Raw genomic sequence first — 17,399 nt, 5'->3', positions numbered from 1 at the left:
TTTGAAGACAGAGTTCGACCTTTCGACTCGGCCAATAAGATCACCCAAACTCGAAAGACCCATCTAAATTCGATGAAAAGGAAAACTCGTGAACGTCCTGCAGGTCGTTCCGTACGTTAGCTATCCACCCCGTATGGGGGGCGACCATCGGTCCCATGGACTCGTGAAGGAATTTCCCAAGTTCGGCGACAGCGTGTTTCGCTACTGCCAGGGAGGATCGCCGGGGATGTACAAAGACCTGGACGTCCGCCGCCGCGTCGAAATCGCCGAAGACTACGTCGAATATCGCCATCTCCACCCACTTCACGAAGCCACGAAGGTGCCGATGCTCCTCGGCTATCCAAATCTCCTCGCAGGACATAGTTTGCGTCTGGCTAGCGACGGACTCGCTAATCGAATCGAGTGGGCTGACGTAGTAATCGCGCGCGAACCGTGGCAGTTCAAGACGGTCCACGAGATGGTGCCTGATGACACGCCACTCGTCTTCTCGAGTCACAACGTCGAGACGGAGCGCTTCGGTGACATCGAGCAACCGCTTTTCGAGGAGCGAACTATCGAATGGGTTCGAACGCTGGAACAGTATGCAGTTGACCACGCCGACGCGATCATCACCACGAGTGAGCGGGACGCCACGGTGTACGAGGAGGACTTCGGTGCGAGTGTACCGACTATCGTGGCCCCGAACGGGACGTACGAAGACGCGATTCGCGAACATCGGCCCGAATCTCCAGCAGCACAGCGATTGCGGCGGGAGTACGGCATTGACGAGGACGCGACGGTTTGTCTGTTCATGGGGAGTAACTACAAGCCGAACGTTGAGGCTGCCGGGGAGGTGTTGAAGGTGGCCAAGGAGTTACCCTCCGTCGAGTTCGTCATAATGGGAAGTGTCGGGAATGCGCTCTCGCTTCGGGAGATTCCAGAGAACGTCACTGTGGCTGGGTATGTAGAAGATGATTACGAAGCCCACTTCGACCTCGCCGACATTGCACTCAATCCGATGATCTCCGGTGGTGGAACGAATATCAAACTCATCGATTACTTTGCGAGGAGTTTGGCGGTGGTGTCGACGCCGTTTGGGGTTCGTGGGACGGACATTGAAGAGGGAAATGATGCAATCTTGGCAAGCATCTCCGATTTTTCAGATGCTATCTCCGACCTTGCGGCCTCACCAAGAAAACGCCAGAAGATTGGTACCAGTTCGAGGAATACTGCCACTCACAGATACACCTGGGAAGCGTCATCACGTCATATCCGTTCAAATCTGCACGCTTTGGTTGACTGATCTCGCCAAAAATCTCTTCTACAATATTCCTCTCAGGATTGATTTACATTTCGCGACAGGCTCATCACCACGTATCGTCCAAAAGATGAGTTTGGCGATTGTCTCCACTGTGAAGGCACTATAGAATATTATCCTCGACAGTGGATGGAGGTACGTTTGTGCGTAGTGGAATCTGTTTTTCGTCCGGTTTTCGATCCAGAACGGGCTGTCTTGTCCAGCGGTCCCGCTGACCTTGTGTTGAATCTGTGAAGATGGCACGACTCGGATTTCCCAGCCTTTCCGTTTTGCTCTGTGAGAGTATTCGACATCTTCCATGCCGAAAAAGTAGGAGTCGTCGAGGTATCCGATGTCATCAATGACGGATGCTGATATTAGCATGAGCGCGCCAGTGATGTACCCCGTTGAATAGGGGATATTCTTTTGGATATTTCTGCTGTGCTTTGCACGCGCAACATGTGAAAAAAATTGCGCTCCCCCATACCAGATTTTCTCCGAGTCGAATTCCTTGATGATTCCGCCCACGATACCTACGTTCGGTTCATTTTCTGCCACTAGCACGAGTGGTGTCAGAAAGTTTTTCGAAACGACGGTATCGTTATTTAAAAGAAGAACGTAATCGAAATTCTCCTCTATTGCACGTTTAATAGCCAAATTATTCCCCGCTGCGAAGCCCCGATTCGTTTCGCTTTCGATATACGCAATTTCGGGAAAATCCGATTTGAGCTTTGACAGCGAGTCGTCTTCCGAACCATTATCGACAACGAACACCTCGAAATTGGAGTACTCGACCTCCTGCAGCGACCGAAGACACGCCGCCGTATCCTCGTAGTTGTTCCAGTTGAGCGTGATTATTGCAACGGAGGGGAGTTCGCTTTGTAAGTCTGTCATCGGAACAAAATCTGGTCCCTGAATTACTGACTGAAGTAGTCAACGGTCCGCCTCATCCCTTCTTGAAACGTTACTTCGGGTTGCCATCCAAGTGCCTCAATCTTCTCTGTTTCGAGGGCATATCGTTGATCGTGACCGGGTCTATCTTCAACATATTCGATTAGGTCTGCTGATGCCCCGACCATTTCCACGATGGTTATTGCCATTTCGATATTCTCTTTCTCTACTCCACTTCCGATATTGTAAATTTCACCAGGTTCGCCAGCCTCGAGAACCGAAAGAACTGCCCGACAGTTATCTTCGACATAAAGCCACTCTCGCACCTGGCTTCCGTCTCCATATACGGGGAGTGATTTCCCTTCATTTGCCCGTTTAATGAACTTTGGAACTAACTTTTCAGGATGCTGACGGGGCCCATAATTATTCGATGACCGCGTGACGATCACCGGCAAATCGTGAGTCGTGAAATAACTCATTGCCAAAAGGTCCGCGCTCGCTTTCGTCGCAGCATACGGATTACGTGGTTCGAGGGGGTCAGTTTCCGAAAATACCCCCTTTAGTACTTCCCCGTACACCTCATCGGTGGAGATCTGGACGAACGTGTCGATATCCTCCTTTAGAGCTAAGTCAAGCAGCACGCGTGTGCCCTCTATGTTCGTCGAAACGAAGGGTTTCGATCCATCGATAGAACGGTCGACGTGAGATTCTGCAGCGAAGTTCACGATTGCATCCACTTCGGACAGTAGGTCTTCAACGACTTCTTCATCGCGAATATCTCCCTCTACAAATCGATGATTCGGATCATCGACGGCAAAATCCAGATTCTCTCTGGTTCCTGCGTATGTCAGAGAATCTAGGGTAGTTACTTCGTAATCCCGATTTTCCAAAACGTACTTTACAAAATTTGAGCCGATGAATCCTGCTCCACCTGTGACGAGGATTCTCATTCTATTTGAGTCAGTAGCACCTATGTAGGATAAAGGTGTGTTCATTGGGTATGCGAATCCTCGTCATGGGTGTGACTGGTCTTCTCGGAAGTGCCATCTTTTCTTCTGCTCAGGATGCGGGGATGGAAGTCGTCGGCACGTTTCATTCAGAATCACCAGAATCTGAAGGAACGTTCGAGCGGTTGGATATCCGAGACGGGGACAAATTTGAACGGGTGCTCGATCGCTACGGGCCTGATGTCGTTATCAACTGTGCGGCGATGACGGACGTGGATGGATGTGAGCAAAATCGTGACGAGGCTTTCCAAATCAACGCCCAGGCACCACGTAAAATGGCCAAACGGTGTCGTGTACGTGGGATTGATTTTGTCCAGATCTCGACTGATTACGTCTTCAATGGGGGTACTGAAACCCCATACACCGAAGAATCAGCGCCGAACCCCGTACAGGCATACGGGCAAACGAAATTAGCCGGGGAAATTGGCGTCCATGAGGTGGACTCGGAGTCTCTAATCGTTCGAACGTCATTCAATTACGGAATTCATGGGTTTACCGGACAATTGAATGGATTCCCTGCCTGGGTCAGAGACCAGCTGAAATCTGAAGGGGAGGTTTCCCTCTTCACCGATCAGCGAATCACGCCGACCCGTGTGGGCTTCGCTGCGCAGGCAATTCTTTCACTGATTCAAAGGGGTGCGTCTGGCCACTTCCACGTGGCATCTTCTTCATGCGTAACTCCGAAGGAGCTCGGCCGGATTCTCACGGAGTCCCTCAATTTGAAAGGCACTCTCCACTCATCGACGATGTCTGCTGTAGATTTTCTCGCAGAACGCCCACAATACAGCTGTCTTGCGACGGATAAGATCGCCCAGGAACTCACTGAATCCGTTCCGACAGTAGATGCTGATGTGTCCTTTATTGCGAGGTCGCTGTCCGATTAAACAGCGTATCGATCTGTATGGGCTTCGAGATGGTTCTGCGCCTCTTCAGGCAGATCTGAAAACGAGAGGACGTTGTCACAGGTAATTCTGGGGCACTTTATTTCGCGGCGCTTCTCGAGAATATTCCCTGCGACGACGGTACCGCATTGTTCACACGTTGTGGTGTAAATTTTCATCGTTACAATTTGAGGTTCGAATTCTCCCCGACGATCAGTCGCTTCCCTTCTGGCTTGAGGCCTTCAGCAGTAGATATGACCGTCCCACTGCCAAGGAGGCTATCGACGATTTTCTCCGATGTCGTTATCGTCGAGTCGCCGATGATGACACTGTTCTCGATGTGCGTGTTCTCTATCGTACTGTTTGGTCCGACCGAGGTGTACGGTCCAATGTACGTCCCGTCCTTGATTGTCGTTCCCTCAGCGATACTGACAGGGCCTCTAATGACGGCGTTTCCTTCTACTTTGGCAGTAGCGTGCAGGTCGACGTATCCCTCGATTGTCGCCCCGTCCTCGACAGTCCCGTTGAGCCCCCCGGGATGCTGCTCAAGTACGAGACGATTTGCCTCCAAGATGTCTTCCGGTTTCCCAGTGTCCTTCCACCATCCCTCCACGACGTGTGAGTCGATTGCATAGCCATCGTCGAGTAATGACTGTATGGCATCAGTGATTTCGAGTTCACCGCGCCAGGAGGGCTCCAGGTCATCGATGGCATCGAAGACGAGTGGCGAAAAGGCATAGATGCCGATCAGAGCGAGATTACTCGGTGGGTCGTCTGGTTTTTCGATGAGCTCCTGAACGGTTCCATTTTCGTCGACGTCGGCGATTCCAAATTGTTGGGGATTGTCTACCTCTTGTAATGCGATTCCGGCCGCGTAATCTCCCGCCTTGAAACTATCGACGAGATCGGAGATTCCCTGTTTGAGTATATTATCGCCCAGGAACATCACGAAGTCGTCATCACCAACGAAATCCTTTGCACATCCGGCGGCGTGTGCCAGTCCAAGTGGTTCACCCTGAACGATGTACGTGATCTCAACGCCGAAGTCCGAGCCGTCACCCAGGAATTCCTGGACGTCTTCTCGGCCCGTATTTCCGAGAATGACCCCGATTTCCGTGATTCCCGCCTCCCGATACGCCTCAATCGCATACTGGAGCACTGGTTTGTTTGCCACTGGGACCAACTGTTTCGGTCCAGTATGCGTAATTGGCCGAAGCCGAGAGCCAGTGCCACCGGAGAGGAGCACTCCTTTCATTGTCTTCAGTGGGTCTCCTCGTCCCAGTCTAACGGAATTTTGTCCGTGTCTGGAGGAAGGCGCTCTTCGTCGGGGTCGTCGTAATCGTAGAGGTTGGTGGGGTAGTTGATTAGGAGGGCCTGTTCATTACCTACGACTTTGAAGCCGTGCCAACATTCCCCCGGTATTCGAATCACCTGTTGATTGTGTTCACCGATTACGAATGTGTTAAGTTCACTCTGAGTTGGGGAGTCAGAACGGTCGTCGTAGATGCCAACCTTCACATGTCCTTGTGGGACGACAAAGTGGTCCACCTGTCCTCGGGTATGTCGGTGCCAGGCACGGACGACTCCCGGATAAGAGAGAGAGAAGTACGACATCGCTGGAGAAGGGTCGTAAATGTCCCAATCCTCCCTGAACATTTCGACGAGGTGTCCACGTTCGTCAGTATTGACTTCCAAGTTTCGTGTTTTTACCCCTTGAATCATCGTCTAGTACCTAAAATGGCGTGTACTTAGTGGTTATGTAACTTCCGAAAAACCGTCCAGATCAGCAGGAGACCCAATTTCAACTAGAGAGCCTGATTTCTTTGGTTTGGACTACGGAAGTTCTCGACTCAGAGAACGTCAAAGAGGGAAGACCCGTAACGCGGCGACCCCCCTTTTCGAGGTCTTCAGTGAACAGATGTTATTGGTTCCCCGCAATCTTAACAACGGTATAATGGTAGTCTTATGATCAAAATCTGAATGAATGAAGTGATTTTGAAAGGGTTTTTTCGTGCGGAGCTTCAATAATTAACTGCTCCAATTCTATGAAACACGAATATTTAGTTTATGATGATGGCTGGAAGCGTAATAATCATTCATAATAACAGTCAAATACACCTACTTGGATGGACAATTATAATGAACCCAATGAACGTGTCGGTAAAAGGTTTGGCTATGTCACGTATACCTGAGGATATTGAATTTGTAGCAATGGCTATCACTCCGTTCCATGCTCGGGGAATACGAGCAGCAGCCTTAAAATATGATCTTTCAAAAGGTATAATTCTCATCAAGCCCCATCTAGCAGATGGTTATTTATTGGAAAAGAATGATTTTAGTTACCTTGATGACGATATTAATGTATTTTATTGGGACGATATATTCGAAGACAACTTTCTATCGTGGATGCTGCTAAATATCTCATCTACAAAGGAATTATTACATCAGAATCTATCTGATAGCGGAAATATACTCTATATCATTGCCCCAATGAAGCCAGACATTAACTTGCTTTCAATCGGTCGTCATTTTTATGAATACTTTTCTCCTCAATTCATTACTATTGATGAAGGGTTCGGCACTTATATTAAGCAGGAAGAATTTCGGAAAATTAATCGCAAAGACCGATTACGAAAGTTTGATTTAGATTCTGGTCTGCGGCAAGTGGTGGCTGATACAGTCGGACAAATTCACAAACTAATCGAATCGCGATTGTTACAGCAATTTACCATCAAAACCTTCCATATTTTTTCACTTGAGGATTCCAAGCTTAGTGTTAATGATGACATCGCCGGTTTTTACCGCCAAACCTTCCATGTGGAGAAATCCATTCAAGAATATGACTGCATAATTATCACACAACCTTTCGGTGAGGCAAGCGATCTCTCTGAAAATGATGAATTATCTCTTATCCACGATATTATATCTCAGCTGCCAGGAGACTCTCACATAGGAATCAAGCCACACCCAAGGGAGACTGAGGATAAATATGAATCAATACAATCCAGATACGACTCTGTCGAAGTTTTGGCAAAATCGATTCCAGTTGAGGAAATTTATGATATCTCGGATCCCGATTCCGTCGTAGGCTTCACTAGCACAGCGTTACTAACTGCAGCAGCGATATTTGATATCCAAAGTTATACCGCAGCAAATTTATTGAGGTCTTATACATCATCCGACAGGCTATGCGATAATATTGATCACTTCTTGAATTTGACTGAAAATATTGTCACGATACTTTAATTATGCTTTGCAATTCGAATTTCAGTCGATTCTCGGTGTAAGTTCATTGATATCGTAAAGCCATTTTCCAGTCGCCCTTAGTGATTCTCGATCAACACTAATGCCAAATCTATCCTCCATTTGCGATAACGTCATATGATTTTCCACGACCTTTTCTTTGAATTTTCCAATATCTTGAAAATTTTCTGGCGTTTTTAACTTTTCAAACCGCATAGAATTCACATATGCGGGAATTGCCACGGAGAGATGCATTGCACCCCGCACCTTCGAAATTCGGGTCCTCTTTCCTACCATTTCCTCTGCAGCCCATTTCAGATAAGGAAGTAAATGGACCCCGCTCCGAAATTGATTGGATATAGTTTCGACACCGTTCGTAATCCAATCAATTATCGAGTCATGGTACCCAATTTCTGCACTAATTCCCCTGTGACTCAAACTTAGCCACGCATCTTTTGCAAGCAATCTCCTATATAGATCTCTGTCCTCACCATATCCAATACTACGATATGGAATATCGATTAGCAATTGTCGAGGCGCAATGTAAATACCAGTTCCGAGAAGCATAAAATTCTCTTCCTTTACGTCTTCTATTTGGTGGTAAATCTTCACGAATTCTTCTATTGATGGGCAGTAGACGTTATCAGCGTCAATATCGCCTATAATATACTCACCTTCGGCAAGCTGAACCGCATGATTTCTTGCTTCGCCATGATTTTCATTTCCCGCATGAAAATCTATCTTGAGATTTTCATATACATTTTCTAGTCGTTTCAGAATTTCTTCGCTGCCATCGGTGGAACCGTCATCTACTACGACTACTTCATATTCAGAGCCTATTTGATCTAGAATACTCGTTAATGATTGCGCAACAGTATCAACCATATTTAGGTGGATTATTGCGATGGAGTACCTTGGACTCATCTCATATGACTATCTTCAACCGAGTAAGATAATCTTTTGTCTATTTTCGGCTCTATTGAATTTAGAGACAGAATCTAGTTAATCTGACGGAACTAGTAGTACGATGCGGGAGAGTACAGTTGTGCCAAAAGTACTCTTCCGCTTCGTCAAGCAAATCAAGAGTCTTGCTCAAAAATATTCCGCCGCCGGTCTCCTCAAGGTTAGCAATCCGAAAGGTAACGGATTTGCTGGATGGAAACACGTTGTTCTTCACTACCTTCGAGTACATGAAGAAAAGTCGTACGAAGGCGTGGCTGACTTGGCCTCAGAGATGGATCACGTCCGTGGATTGTTTCAGTTACCACATCACGGTTTTCCATCTGGACCAACGCTCTACCGTTCGTTTAATCGTGCGCCGATGCAGGTCTGGCGAACATTGTTGTGACGGTCCGCAACCTTGCTAGAACGGTCCGGACGTGGGGCGGTTGATGCGACGTTTTTTGATCGGAATCAAGCGTCCTCAGATTACTCACGGCGGATTGATAGGTCGGTCGAACTACTCAAAGTAACGTTACTGATCGACACTGCCGACCAGGCAATAATTGACCTTGATGTCTCGGCGAAATGGCCAAATGACGCGAAAATTGGGCCGGAACTTTCACGTCGGAATACTGTCAGTTTGGAGAGTTTGGCTGCCGATAAGGGATATGATTAGGCGGCTTTCAGAGACCAGCTCCGTGAAAACGGTGTTCGTCCACTCATCAAACATCGTTTCTATCAACCGATAGACCACGCGCATAATGCGCGGCTTGATGCGGATTTGTACAATCAACGACCGTTGACAGAAACCGTGGACTTTTCGATAAAACGCTCAATCCTTGATTCCGTATCCTATCGGGCCTGGTTTCGTCAATTTCGGGAGATAGCTCTCGGCCCCCCGGTTCACAATGTTAAATGGTCCGTGAAACCGTGATTCCCGCGCCCTCTGTGGATTCAAAAGAGCCGTCCAAAACAAAACTAATGGTTTTATAGTTTGTAACCCAACGCTTTTAGCTGTTGATTAGCATCAAAAGTGTTCCGATCGGTACCGCTTCCCAATAGATCTGGGGTGTACGTTTGATTATTAGTGGCTGACGTTTCTACCCAAGGTACTTTTCGGATTTGAGGATGGATGGATCCAATCTTATGACCCAAAATCCCAAATTCACCAAAGGCCTCACCATGATCAGCAGTTATCACAACCCTGTCTGCATCAACATTATTTAATAATGTTTCAATACTATTTAGCACATATTTCAATTCATTAATATATGATTTCCAGACTTTGGTTTTATCTCCTTTGTTTTTTAAATAATCCCATGGGTTCTTCTCAAACTTTTTCAATGGTCTATTTTCGGTCAACCCCTTAACTGACCACGGAAAGTGAGGTTGGAAATAATGCGCAATAACCCGATCCGTTGAATTATTTCTCATGTGGTCTATAGTGTTATTAGTGACATATTCTGGCGGAGTCATTCCCTCTTCATGGCCCAGCGGTCCTCTCTGTCCAATACCTTCATGATCAAATACATAGATGAGTTCATTCAAAGCGGCATCGTCAACTGTGTGATGTCGGCGTAAACTCCTCAATAATAAATGGGCATTTTCACTATTTTGAACAGAATCTTCCAATATTGATTTTGCCATAGCATTAGCAGTAATATACGTTGTATTGCTGATCTCATCAGTGTAATCACTTACAAATGTACTCGCAACCCATTCTGGTGTTGCGCTTCCAAGGGATGTTATAGAATCAATCTCATTAATAAATTCATATTCACTACTAACCAAATTTAATGCATCGATACGACAAGTATCGAGAATGATTAACAAATCCCACTGTTTATCAAATACATTGGTTCCGATGTTGTATTTTGTATTCAATCGGGTCAAAAAGTATCTAAGTGTATAGTACAATAAAACATCATCAACAGCACGTTTTGGATACTTTATTGCTTTAGTAATATTTTCAATATTTAATTCATGGTCTGTGTTCGTCATTAATTCCGAATAATCGTACAACCCCCTTAAGGGTTACAATATACATCAAATAGCCAATTGATCATCGTAATAAATATATTTGGTTGTGTTTCAGACCTGTTTAGAACTAAAGTCCTGGAATGGGACGTATCGGGTGATCACCACGGAAACATCCCATACACGCCACAACCGACGTGAGGCTAGTCATACGAATAGCACAGGACAAATGCATCACGGTGGGTGCACTTGCCCAGGAGTTTCAGGAGACTGGATTCGGCCGGATCCAGTTTAAGCAATTGATCGAAAGTCTCGATGACCAAGCCGTCTAGGCATATTGCGGGTAGAAGCACAACCCCGGAAATGGGAGGAAGCGATACCGGCGAAGTGCCACATCGACTCGCACCATCGTCACGGTACTCGGTGAGTCGACGATTTGGCTCACGTACCTCGAAGATACGGCAGCAGATGATGACCAGCAATCACACTTCCGACCGATTGGCGACATTCTCACTTTCAACGGTTGAAAACAGTACCAACAGTGCAATTCATTCAGCGAGGCCACCTTAGCAACCAAGACCAGTTACTGGGACGCCACGGCGCTCGGCGAGCGAGTCCTTCCGATGTTGTCTCCCGCCACGATCAACCGGCGTGTCATCGAGTATTGACCACAACTTCGGGAACCTCTCACCGAACACACCGAGGAAGAAGGGTTCCAGACAGTCATTCCGGACGGCACGAAAGTCCATAGTTAAGAAGAAGACGCCTACTACACCATCCACGTCTCCCTTTCACGGGAGGTGTTGGCGAAGAATTCGATACCTCGCTGCTTGACGTGAGTGTTGACGAACCCTGGGAAGAGATAGCCACAGAGCTGACTGAGCGGTCGGTAATCACTCAAGACGCTGCCGTGGTGGGTGATGGCGAAGAACCTCTTGTCGGAGCATTCAGTCACGGCGATCGGCCCCATCAGTTCGATTTCGTGCAGGCACCTCAGTCGCTCCTGCATACGTTGTGGGAAGACGAGTAACTTCCCCTCACAGAACACAAAGCCTACGCGAACGAAATCCGTGGAGACGTCTCTATTTGAAGAATACCGTTGAGTTACACCACCCAGCCGGGGAATGGGATGCAATCCGTAAGCGCATTGCTTCGACGGAAAGCCGGCTGGAGCGCACTGCGTGGCATCTCGAATTGGATGGATGTGAGGGATCAGCCAGTTTCCTGAGGAAATGGATACTAGCTTTGACTCGGTTTGCTGAAGGTGCTATTGAGGGCCGTCGTGTGCCTTGGACCTCAAATTTGCTTGAACGGGTTATGGGAGAAGTCTCGAAACGGTGTAAGAACCGTGGATGCGTGGACTCGGGACGGAATTCAGGCGATGTTGACGCTTACGTTCGTCAATGTAATTCATCCCGAATTGTATGCTGACTTCGCTCGCGAACAGATCGGCACAACCGCCACTACAAACTTAGCAATCGAGGTGGAAAAACCGACTACCCGAGACCAATTCTAAACGCCTCTGCAACGGGACCAAAAGTTCGTCGAACTTTTTGACCAATTAATCAGCCTTGGTCATATACGTTCGTTGGCAACTATAAACCCTTTGCGTAAAAGGTCGAACGTAGGTTTTCTCCCGATTGGGAGCGAAGTGACGCAGCGCCAAGATTGTCGTTCTAGCCAGTGAAAAACATCATCATCCCCGAAACTTTGGTTGAGTCGTTTATTGTTTCCGTCTGCGAAATTCAGCAGAGAGTTTCGTTGTGATGTATAGGTGAGCGAAACGGGGTCTGAATCTGATATTAATCCGCGCTCAGCTGATAAGCGCCGATAATAATCTTCGAGCCGAGATACGACATTTTGGACGGAGAATCGATTGACGCGTATACCTGCCGCTTTCCCGAACTGCCGCCGTAATTTGTTGTCATTGAGTAATTTCGTTATTGCCTCACCGTACGACTGTGGTGAATTGGCTACATAGCCTGAGTGGCCATGGTTCACAAGCTCGATCTGCGCGTTGTCACGCATAGGTGTCGAATCGACCACGGGTACTACCCCATTGGCCATCGCTTCTGCGATAACGTATCCGTAACTTTCACCTATCGCACTCGTGTGTGCGAGCACGTCTATTGTTGCATAGAAATCTTTCACTTTGTCGGGGGGGAGAACGCCTTCATACGTTACTTTATGCCCCCACCCATAACTCTGAATTGCATTCTTGATTTTGTCTGGAACCCCTACGAGAAAGAGTTGGGCGTTCGGTACAGATTTAACTACCCGATCAAATGCGTCAATGGTGAGTTTTCCCCACTTTTCAGGGGCAGGCCTACCAATCTTACCGACTACAGGAGCAGTTTCGGGTATATTATATCTCGAACGCATCGACATCCCCTGAGAGACATTGTCAATATCCAGCGGATTATATAAAAGACCCATTTTTCGAGGCCAATCTTCTTCGAGACTAATTTGATTTAGCATGAGCGTTCGCAGGAGAATCGACTGGGAGGGGAAGAAAAAATAGTCAATAACTTTTCCATTATCTGGCTGGAAATATCTTCCAAATTGATCGGTTCGAACTACTATCGGGGTTCCGGCTTTGGCTGCGGCTTCGCTGATCAACTCGGGATCGCCAGAATGACTATGAATGATATCAATAGCGTTGTTCTGTAGATAATTGGCGAAATCGTCGGAATCGTCGGGAAAATAGATGTCGTACTCGTCTTCTAGTAACGAATCAGCTCTTGCACCGCCGCGATGGAGACCTGCCCCGTAGGCGTTGAAGTCTGAACCGAGATTTCTCAACAATAACTCTGCTGCCTTCTCCGTACCCCCTATACCCCATTGCCCTGAAGCAATAAGGACATTTAGTGTCATCTTATTAAAGATACTCGTCCGCAACTCTATTAATGGTTCTTCTCTCAGCACCTTCCGAAATGTGATAATCATAAATATATACCGTATTTATTGCACAAACCAAATAATCTAGGAATGAGAAGATCTGTAATTAACTAGTCGTCGGAACAACAAAGATTTTACTGACGGATATCGGCGTTCTTTGTAAGATGAAGGCTGTCATTCCAGCCGCCGGACAAGGAACCCGACTTTATCCGCAGACCCACACCAAACCTAAAGCCATGGTTCGACTCGCTGGGGAGCCAATACTTGGCCACATTCTCTCGAACCTAACGAAGACCTCTGTCCATCAAGTAGTGATCGTGGTGGGGGGACCAATGCAGAATCAGATTATAGAGTACGCGGAGACCTCGTTCAATGATGAGTTCGAAATTAATTTCGTTGAACAGGAAACTGCAGAAGGCCTCGGTCACAGCATCTATCAGACTGAAGCCGCAGTGCGAGGAGACTCAGCTCTGATCGCTCTCGGTGATATGCTGTTTGAGAACGGATATGGAACCTTTCTCGACGCTCACAATTCGCTCGACGAGCCGGATGCGAGTATTGGAGTGAAGACCGTCGAGGAACCGCGGCACTACGGTGTGGCGGAACTTGCCGAAAGCGGTCAAGTTGAGCGGGTCGTCGAGAAGCCAGAAGAGCCCCGATCAAACTACGCGATAAGTGGTGTCTACATCGTTGAAAATACGGATCTCCTGTTCGACGCACTCGCCCACTTAGTCGAAAACAATATCCGGGGAGCTGGTTACGAGTATCAGCTTACGGACGCCCTCCAACACATGATTCAATCCGATGCTTGCATCGACATCTTCGAGGTTGAGGACTGGTACGACTGTGGGCGACCCGAGACGCTTCTCGAGGCGAACCGCGTTCTCCTATCGAAGGGCGAGACGAACGGAGCAGACTCTTTGGATAATGCAGTCGTGATTCCACCGGTCGATTTCGGAGATAATGTCGTCGTCAAAGAGGGAATAGTCGGGCCTAATGTCAGCGTCGACAACGACGTTCGTATTACGGACAGCATCGTTCGTAACGGTATAGTCGGCGAAAATGCTACCTTAGAGAGTGTTCACCTCGAAGGCAGCATCGTCGGTAATGGGGCTACCGTTCGTAGCGAGGCGAATCAGCTAAACGTCGGTGACAATAGCATTATTGAACTGTGATGTCGAACCCTCACGCAGTTGTCACTGGGGGTGCAGGATTCGTCGGGAGTCATCTGGTCGACTCCTTGCTTGACGATGACTTCGAAGTTACGTCCCTCGACAACTTTGGAAGTGGTCGCCCGGAAAATCTCGAGCACATCAAGTCCGACCGCTTCAATTCAGTGGAGCACGATGTGCGAAATCCGTTCCCGGATCTAGATGACGCTGACTACGTGTTCCACTTTTCATCACGAGCAAGTCCGAAGGATTTCGAGTCCCATGCTGTCGAAATTGCATTGGCGAACAGCGAGGGGACCCACAACGCACTCGAATTCGCACGTAAACATGACGCTCGTACGATTTTGGCATCAACGAGCGAGATATATGGGGATCCTGAAGTCCACCCTCAAAACGAGGAATACAACGGAAACGTGAACCTCCGCGGACCTCGGTCGCCATATGACGAGAGCAAGCGCTTCTCGGAAGCACTTGCCGTAGCGTACCAGGAGCAGTACGACCTCGATATTCGGACGGTACGCATTTTCAACACCTACGGTCCTCGTATGCGCCCCGATGACGGTCGGGTAATTCCGAATTTCTTATCTCAAGCGCTGAACCGTGAGCCACTTACGGTCTATGGGGATGGAACCCAGACCAGAAGTTTTTGTTACGTGAGTGATCTCTTGGACGGAATTCGCCCATTCGCTAGAGCCGAAAAAGAAACTGCCGCCGGTGAGGTCATCAATCTCGGTAGCACAGAAGAGATCAAAATCTTGACTCTCGCAGAGACTATAATTGATGTCCTCGATGCTGACTCAGACATCGTATTCAGGGACTTGCCGGAAGACGATCCCAAGGTGCGGCGCCCGGACATTTCCCGAGCTAAACAATTACTCAGTTGGGAACCGAACGTCTCACTCGAATCTGGGATCAAGCGGACGCTACCATATTTCGAAAACGAACTTGGTGTATCCATAGATTAAAGTGACGGAAGGCAAAGGGATGACCGCACTGAATTCACATTATGATTGTGGGGAAGAACGGAAACGCGCTATTACTGGCATTTAGAGCGATTACAGCCGGTATTTCCGGCTGTAGCGGTCTTCGAGTCGGGCAGAGCCGTCGCTGTCGAGAGAAGGCTTTAGGCCGATGACTGGAGTGATCCTAGACCGGGACGTTTGGATCGTACACATCCTATATGGAGAGCATGTAGAAGATTGAGACGAGCATCTTGCGAGCCGTCGCAACGATCGCTATATGGTGGTCCTTGCGTTCTTTCAAGTGCGTGTTGAAATTCCCGAGATATTCATTGAATCGAACTGCGACGTTCGCACATTGCACGAATGCCCATCGCAGTGGTGCAGATCTTTCCTTGACGATTCCACCCCAGATTTCCTTGTCTCCCGGCTGCCGCACCGATGGGGTCAGGCCGGCGTAACTCACCAGTTGATTGGCACTTGGGACCGATTGATGTCTCCAATCTCGGATTTGATCAACAGCGACGCAAATTTACTCAGGCCCGGATCGACATCAGGCGTTGAGTGTCTTCGTCGGCACCGGCCACCTCTTCAGTGGTACGTTCAAGCTTCTCGATTTCCTCGTTCAACGTGTTTTTCAAGAAATAATACGTCGAACTAACCACTTTTATAACACGTTTTCGCGAGCATCGGTTGAATCAGCGGAAAATTGGTTCAAAGCGCTCGCGTGGGTATGGAATCAGCTAATCTGAACAACGCCTTAAGGAGGGACTTTATTTTAGATATCCTAGTGCCTTAAGTTGTTTACGCTCCTGATGGTCATCTGGAACTTGGATTTCTTCAGCCTTCTGATTAAATAATCGTTTTGGAATGGCCATTTTAAAATTTTGTACTACTTTCGGATAATTAGTTGCTATTGATTCTTTCTCTTGGGGGTCGGCCGATAAATCATAGAGTTCTTCTTCTCCCTCAATGTGAATGTACTTCCATTTGTTCCAACGACCTGCAACTACTGAACCATCATTCATTTGTGATCCTATAGCTATTACTCGCCGTTCTTTTTCATCAAAAAGATTATGACCATCAAAATGCTTGTCATCAAAATCAACACCATGGTAGTCTAGAATAGTTGGGGCTAAGTCTACCAACTCTCTTTGTTTAACTATATTATCATATTCGTCTGACGTAGGCCCTTTTACGATTAAGGGAACGTGAATCAATTCCTCGTAGGGTTGATATCCATGGAAGTAATGTTCATGTTCACCAAATCCCTCTCCATGGTCACTTGTGAATATTATATTTGTTTCGTCCCATATTTCCTCATTTTTCAAATACCTGAATAATTTCGAAATATGTTTTGAACCATATCGGATATCTGAATCATAAAGATTAATTAACATATTTTGCTCATCTTTAGTTAAGCTATTTGGCCTGATGTCCGCTCTCCGAGCTATGGCATTTGCTTCCTCAACATTAACAGTACCCTCGATGTATTTATGACTAGCATCATGGACTCCATATGGTCTGTGTGCTTCCATATAATGAAGCCATAAAAAATACTCCTCATTTTGATGGGCTTCCATCCATTCTATTGCGTTCTCTGTGACAGTTTCAGCGCTGGTATACCCAGCTGTTGGTACTGGATTACCGATCGATAATGGTAACTTATTGTGTATATATTTTGCCAAAGAATAAATCATATCATTCTTCAATAATTGGCTTTGTGCTATCTGTTCTGCTACTTTGTCCCTATAAGGCCTATTTTGTTCGAATTTATTTTTATTTTGATCTTGACCAAAATCAATAAACGTATCAAATATTAAGTCACCCTCAACATCAACCTTGTTTAGTCCTGCTTGGGTACCAAATCCCGCAGTCACTACCCCATTGTCTCCTAGGATTGATGCGATAGTTGGTGAATTTTGAATGATTTCATAGCCTAAATATTGTCCCGTATGGATTGATGGTACTGAAATTCTAGTGTACGGGCCATTTGCAAATGCGTTCTCAAACCGAACACTTTCTCCCTCTAACAAATCTAGTGCTGGTAGGGTTTTTCTATGATAACCATATTGGGATAAATGGTCTGCTCTCAACGCATCCACTGTAATCAATATTGTCTTCATTCGTCCTATTTACCACTCTTGTATACT

At 47.1% G+C, this 17,399-nt stretch carries 15 protein-coding genes and 1 pseudogene; 6 read left to right on the top strand and 10 right to left on the bottom strand.

The annotated features are described in order from the left end of the window. The first annotated feature begins 88 nt into the window (after positions 1-88). A complete protein-coding gene (locus HSRCO_RS09235; RefSeq protein ID WP_259517357.1) occupies positions 89-1,282 on the top strand; it encodes a glycosyltransferase family 4 protein in 1,194 nt (397 codons plus the stop codon). Between the two features lie 18 nt (positions 1,283-1,300). Here the strand turns inward: HSRCO_RS09235 and HSRCO_RS09230 are convergent, their stop codons facing one another. Then, entirely contained in the window at positions 1,301-2,170 is an 870-nt protein-coding gene (locus HSRCO_RS09230; RefSeq protein ID WP_259517356.1) for a glycosyltransferase family 2 protein, read from the bottom strand. A 23-nt stretch (positions 2,171-2,193) separates the two neighbouring features. Next, positions 2,194-3,117 carry a dTDP-glucose 4,6-dehydratase gene (gene rfbB / locus HSRCO_RS09225; RefSeq protein WP_259517355.1) on the bottom strand — a complete coding sequence of 308 codons (924 nt, stop codon included), beginning with the start codon at positions 3,115-3,117 and terminating at the stop codon, positions 2,194-2,196. A 50-nt stretch (positions 3,118-3,167) separates the two neighbouring features. On the opposite strand from rfbB, the gene HSRCO_RS09220 reads away from it, so the two are divergent. Beyond that, entirely contained in the window at positions 3,168-4,058 is an 891-nt protein-coding gene (locus HSRCO_RS09220; RefSeq protein WP_259517354.1) for an NAD(P)-dependent oxidoreductase, read from the top strand. A 178-nt stretch (positions 4,059-4,236) separates the two neighbouring features. On the opposite strand, the gene HSRCO_RS09215 is transcribed toward HSRCO_RS09220, so the two are convergent. Beyond that, complete coding sequence (locus HSRCO_RS09215) at positions 4,237-5,310, bottom strand: glucose-1-phosphate thymidylyltransferase (protein ID WP_259517353.1); 1,074 nt, start codon at positions 5,308-5,310, stop codon at positions 4,237-4,239. Between the two features lie 5 nt (positions 5,311-5,315). Then, positions 5,316-5,777 carry a dTDP-4-dehydrorhamnose 3,5-epimerase family protein gene (locus tag HSRCO_RS09210; protein ID WP_259517352.1) on the bottom strand — a complete coding sequence of 154 codons (462 nt, stop codon included), beginning with the start codon at positions 5,775-5,777 and terminating at the stop codon, positions 5,316-5,318. A 417-nt stretch (positions 5,778-6,194) separates the two neighbouring features. On the opposite strand from HSRCO_RS09210, the gene HSRCO_RS09205 reads away from it, so the two are divergent. Beyond that, positions 6,195-7,301, top strand: coding sequence for an alpha-2,8-polysialyltransferase family protein (locus tag HSRCO_RS09205; RefSeq protein ID WP_259517351.1), 1,107 nt, complete (start codon positions 6,195-6,197; stop codon positions 7,299-7,301). A 21-nt stretch (positions 7,302-7,322) separates the two neighbouring features. Here HSRCO_RS09205 and HSRCO_RS09200 read toward each other — a convergent pair whose 3' ends face one another. Continuing rightward, positions 7,323-8,222 carry a glycosyltransferase family 2 protein gene (locus HSRCO_RS09200; RefSeq protein WP_259517350.1) on the bottom strand — a complete coding sequence of 300 codons (900 nt, stop codon included), beginning with the start codon at positions 8,220-8,222 and terminating at the stop codon, positions 7,323-7,325. 103 nt (positions 8,223-8,325) lie between these two features. Between HSRCO_RS09200 and HSRCO_RS09195 the strand changes: the two are divergent. Continuing rightward, a pseudogene (locus HSRCO_RS09195) lies at positions 8,326-9,174 on the top strand (IS5 family transposase). Between the two features lie 53 nt (positions 9,175-9,227). On the opposite strand, the gene HSRCO_RS09190 reads toward HSRCO_RS09195, so the two are convergent. The 3 genes from HSRCO_RS09190 to HSRCO_RS09180 all read right to left on the bottom strand — a co-directional run bounded on the left by HSRCO_RS09190 (position 9,228) and on the right by HSRCO_RS09180 (position 13,091). Beyond that, positions 9,228-10,241, bottom strand: a complete 1,014-nt coding sequence (locus tag HSRCO_RS09190; RefSeq protein WP_259517349.1) for a hypothetical protein — start codon at positions 10,239-10,241, stop codon at positions 9,228-9,230. Between the two features lie 745 nt (positions 10,242-10,986). After that, entirely contained in the window at positions 10,987-11,226 is a 240-nt protein-coding gene (locus tag HSRCO_RS09185; protein ID WP_259517348.1) for a hypothetical protein, read from the bottom strand. A gap of 566 nt (positions 11,227-11,792) precedes the next feature. Next, positions 11,793-13,091: a glycosyltransferase family 4 protein gene (locus HSRCO_RS09180; protein ID WP_259517347.1), complete on the bottom strand. Its 1,299-nt coding sequence runs from the start codon at positions 13,089-13,091 to the stop codon at positions 11,793-11,795. Positions 13,092-13,279: 188 nt separating this feature from the next. On the opposite strand from HSRCO_RS09180, the gene HSRCO_RS09175 reads away from it, so the two are divergent. After that, positions 13,280-14,290, top strand: coding sequence for a sugar phosphate nucleotidyltransferase (locus HSRCO_RS09175; RefSeq protein ID WP_259517346.1), 1,011 nt, complete (start codon positions 13,280-13,282; stop codon positions 14,288-14,290). Further along, positions 14,290-15,252: an NAD-dependent epimerase/dehydratase family protein gene (locus HSRCO_RS09170; RefSeq protein ID WP_259517345.1), complete on the top strand. Its 963-nt coding sequence runs from the start codon at positions 14,290-14,292 to the stop codon at positions 15,250-15,252. Before HSRCO_RS09175 ends, HSRCO_RS09170 begins: the two co-directional genes overlap by 1 nt. A gap of 211 nt (positions 15,253-15,463) precedes the next feature. On the opposite strand, the gene HSRCO_RS14625 is transcribed toward HSRCO_RS09170, so the two are convergent. Both HSRCO_RS14625 and HSRCO_RS09165 read right to left on the bottom strand, forming a co-directional pair. Then, positions 15,464-15,757 (bottom strand): transposase, encoded by a 294-nt coding sequence (locus tag HSRCO_RS14625; protein ID WP_396266431.1) that lies wholly within the window; start codon positions 15,755-15,757, stop codon positions 15,464-15,466. A gap of 262 nt (positions 15,758-16,019) precedes the next feature. After that, positions 16,020-17,372 carry a sulfatase gene (locus tag HSRCO_RS09165; RefSeq protein WP_259517344.1) on the bottom strand — a complete coding sequence of 451 codons (1,353 nt, stop codon included), beginning with the start codon at positions 17,370-17,372 and terminating at the stop codon, positions 16,020-16,022. Positions 17,373-17,399: the final 27 nt, after the last annotated feature.

This window comes from Halanaeroarchaeum sp. HSR-CO, assembly GCF_024972755.1.
Classification (GTDB): domain Archaea; phylum Halobacteriota; class Halobacteria; order Halobacteriales; family Halobacteriaceae; genus Halanaeroarchaeum.
Note: the sequence above shows the minus strand (reverse complement) of the source record. Positions and strands in the feature narration are given on the sequence as shown.

Excerpts from the sequence above, each read along its gene's own strand:
- HSRCO_RS09220 (WP_259517354.1), top strand. The coding sequence starts at position 3,168 with ATGCGAATCCTCGTCATGGGTGTGACTGGTCTTCTCGGAAGTGCCATC.
- HSRCO_RS09205 (WP_259517351.1), top strand. The coding sequence starts at position 6,195 with ATGAACCCAATGAACGTGTCGGTAAAAGGTTTGGCTATGTCACGTATA.
- HSRCO_RS09180 (WP_259517347.1), bottom strand. The coding sequence starts at position 13,091 with ATGACACTAAATGTCCTTATTGCTTCAGGGCAATGGGGTATAGGGGGT.
- HSRCO_RS09210 (WP_259517352.1), bottom strand. The coding sequence starts at position 5,777 with ATGATTCAAGGGGTAAAAACACGAAACTTGGAAGTCAATACTGACGAA.
- HSRCO_RS09200 (WP_259517350.1), bottom strand. The coding sequence starts at position 8,222 with ATGAGTCCAAGGTACTCCATCGCAATAATCCACCTAAATATGGTTGAT.
- HSRCO_RS09190 (WP_259517349.1), bottom strand. The coding sequence starts at position 10,241 with ATGACGAACACAGACCATGAATTAAATATTGAAAATATTACTAAAGCA.
- HSRCO_RS09185 (WP_259517348.1), bottom strand. The coding sequence starts at position 11,226 with ATGCAGGAGCGACTGAGGTGCCTGCACGAAATCGAACTGATGGGGCCG.
- HSRCO_RS09215 (WP_259517353.1), bottom strand. The coding sequence starts at position 5,310 with ATGAAAGGAGTGCTCCTCTCCGGTGGCACTGGCTCTCGGCTTCGGCCA.
- rfbB (WP_259517355.1), bottom strand. The coding sequence starts at position 3,117 with ATGAGAATCCTCGTCACAGGTGGAGCAGGATTCATCGGCTCAAATTTT.
- HSRCO_RS09165 (WP_259517344.1), bottom strand. The coding sequence starts at position 17,372 with ATGAAGACAATATTGATTACAGTGGATGCGTTGAGAGCAGACCATTTA.
- HSRCO_RS09170 (WP_259517345.1), top strand. The coding sequence starts at position 14,290 with ATGTCGAACCCTCACGCAGTTGTCACTGGGGGTGCAGGATTCGTCGGG.
- HSRCO_RS09175 (WP_259517346.1), top strand. The coding sequence starts at position 13,280 with ATGAAGGCTGTCATTCCAGCCGCCGGACAAGGAACCCGACTTTATCCG.
- HSRCO_RS09230 (WP_259517356.1), bottom strand. The coding sequence starts at position 2,170 with ATGACAGACTTACAAAGCGAACTCCCCTCCGTTGCAATAATCACGCTC.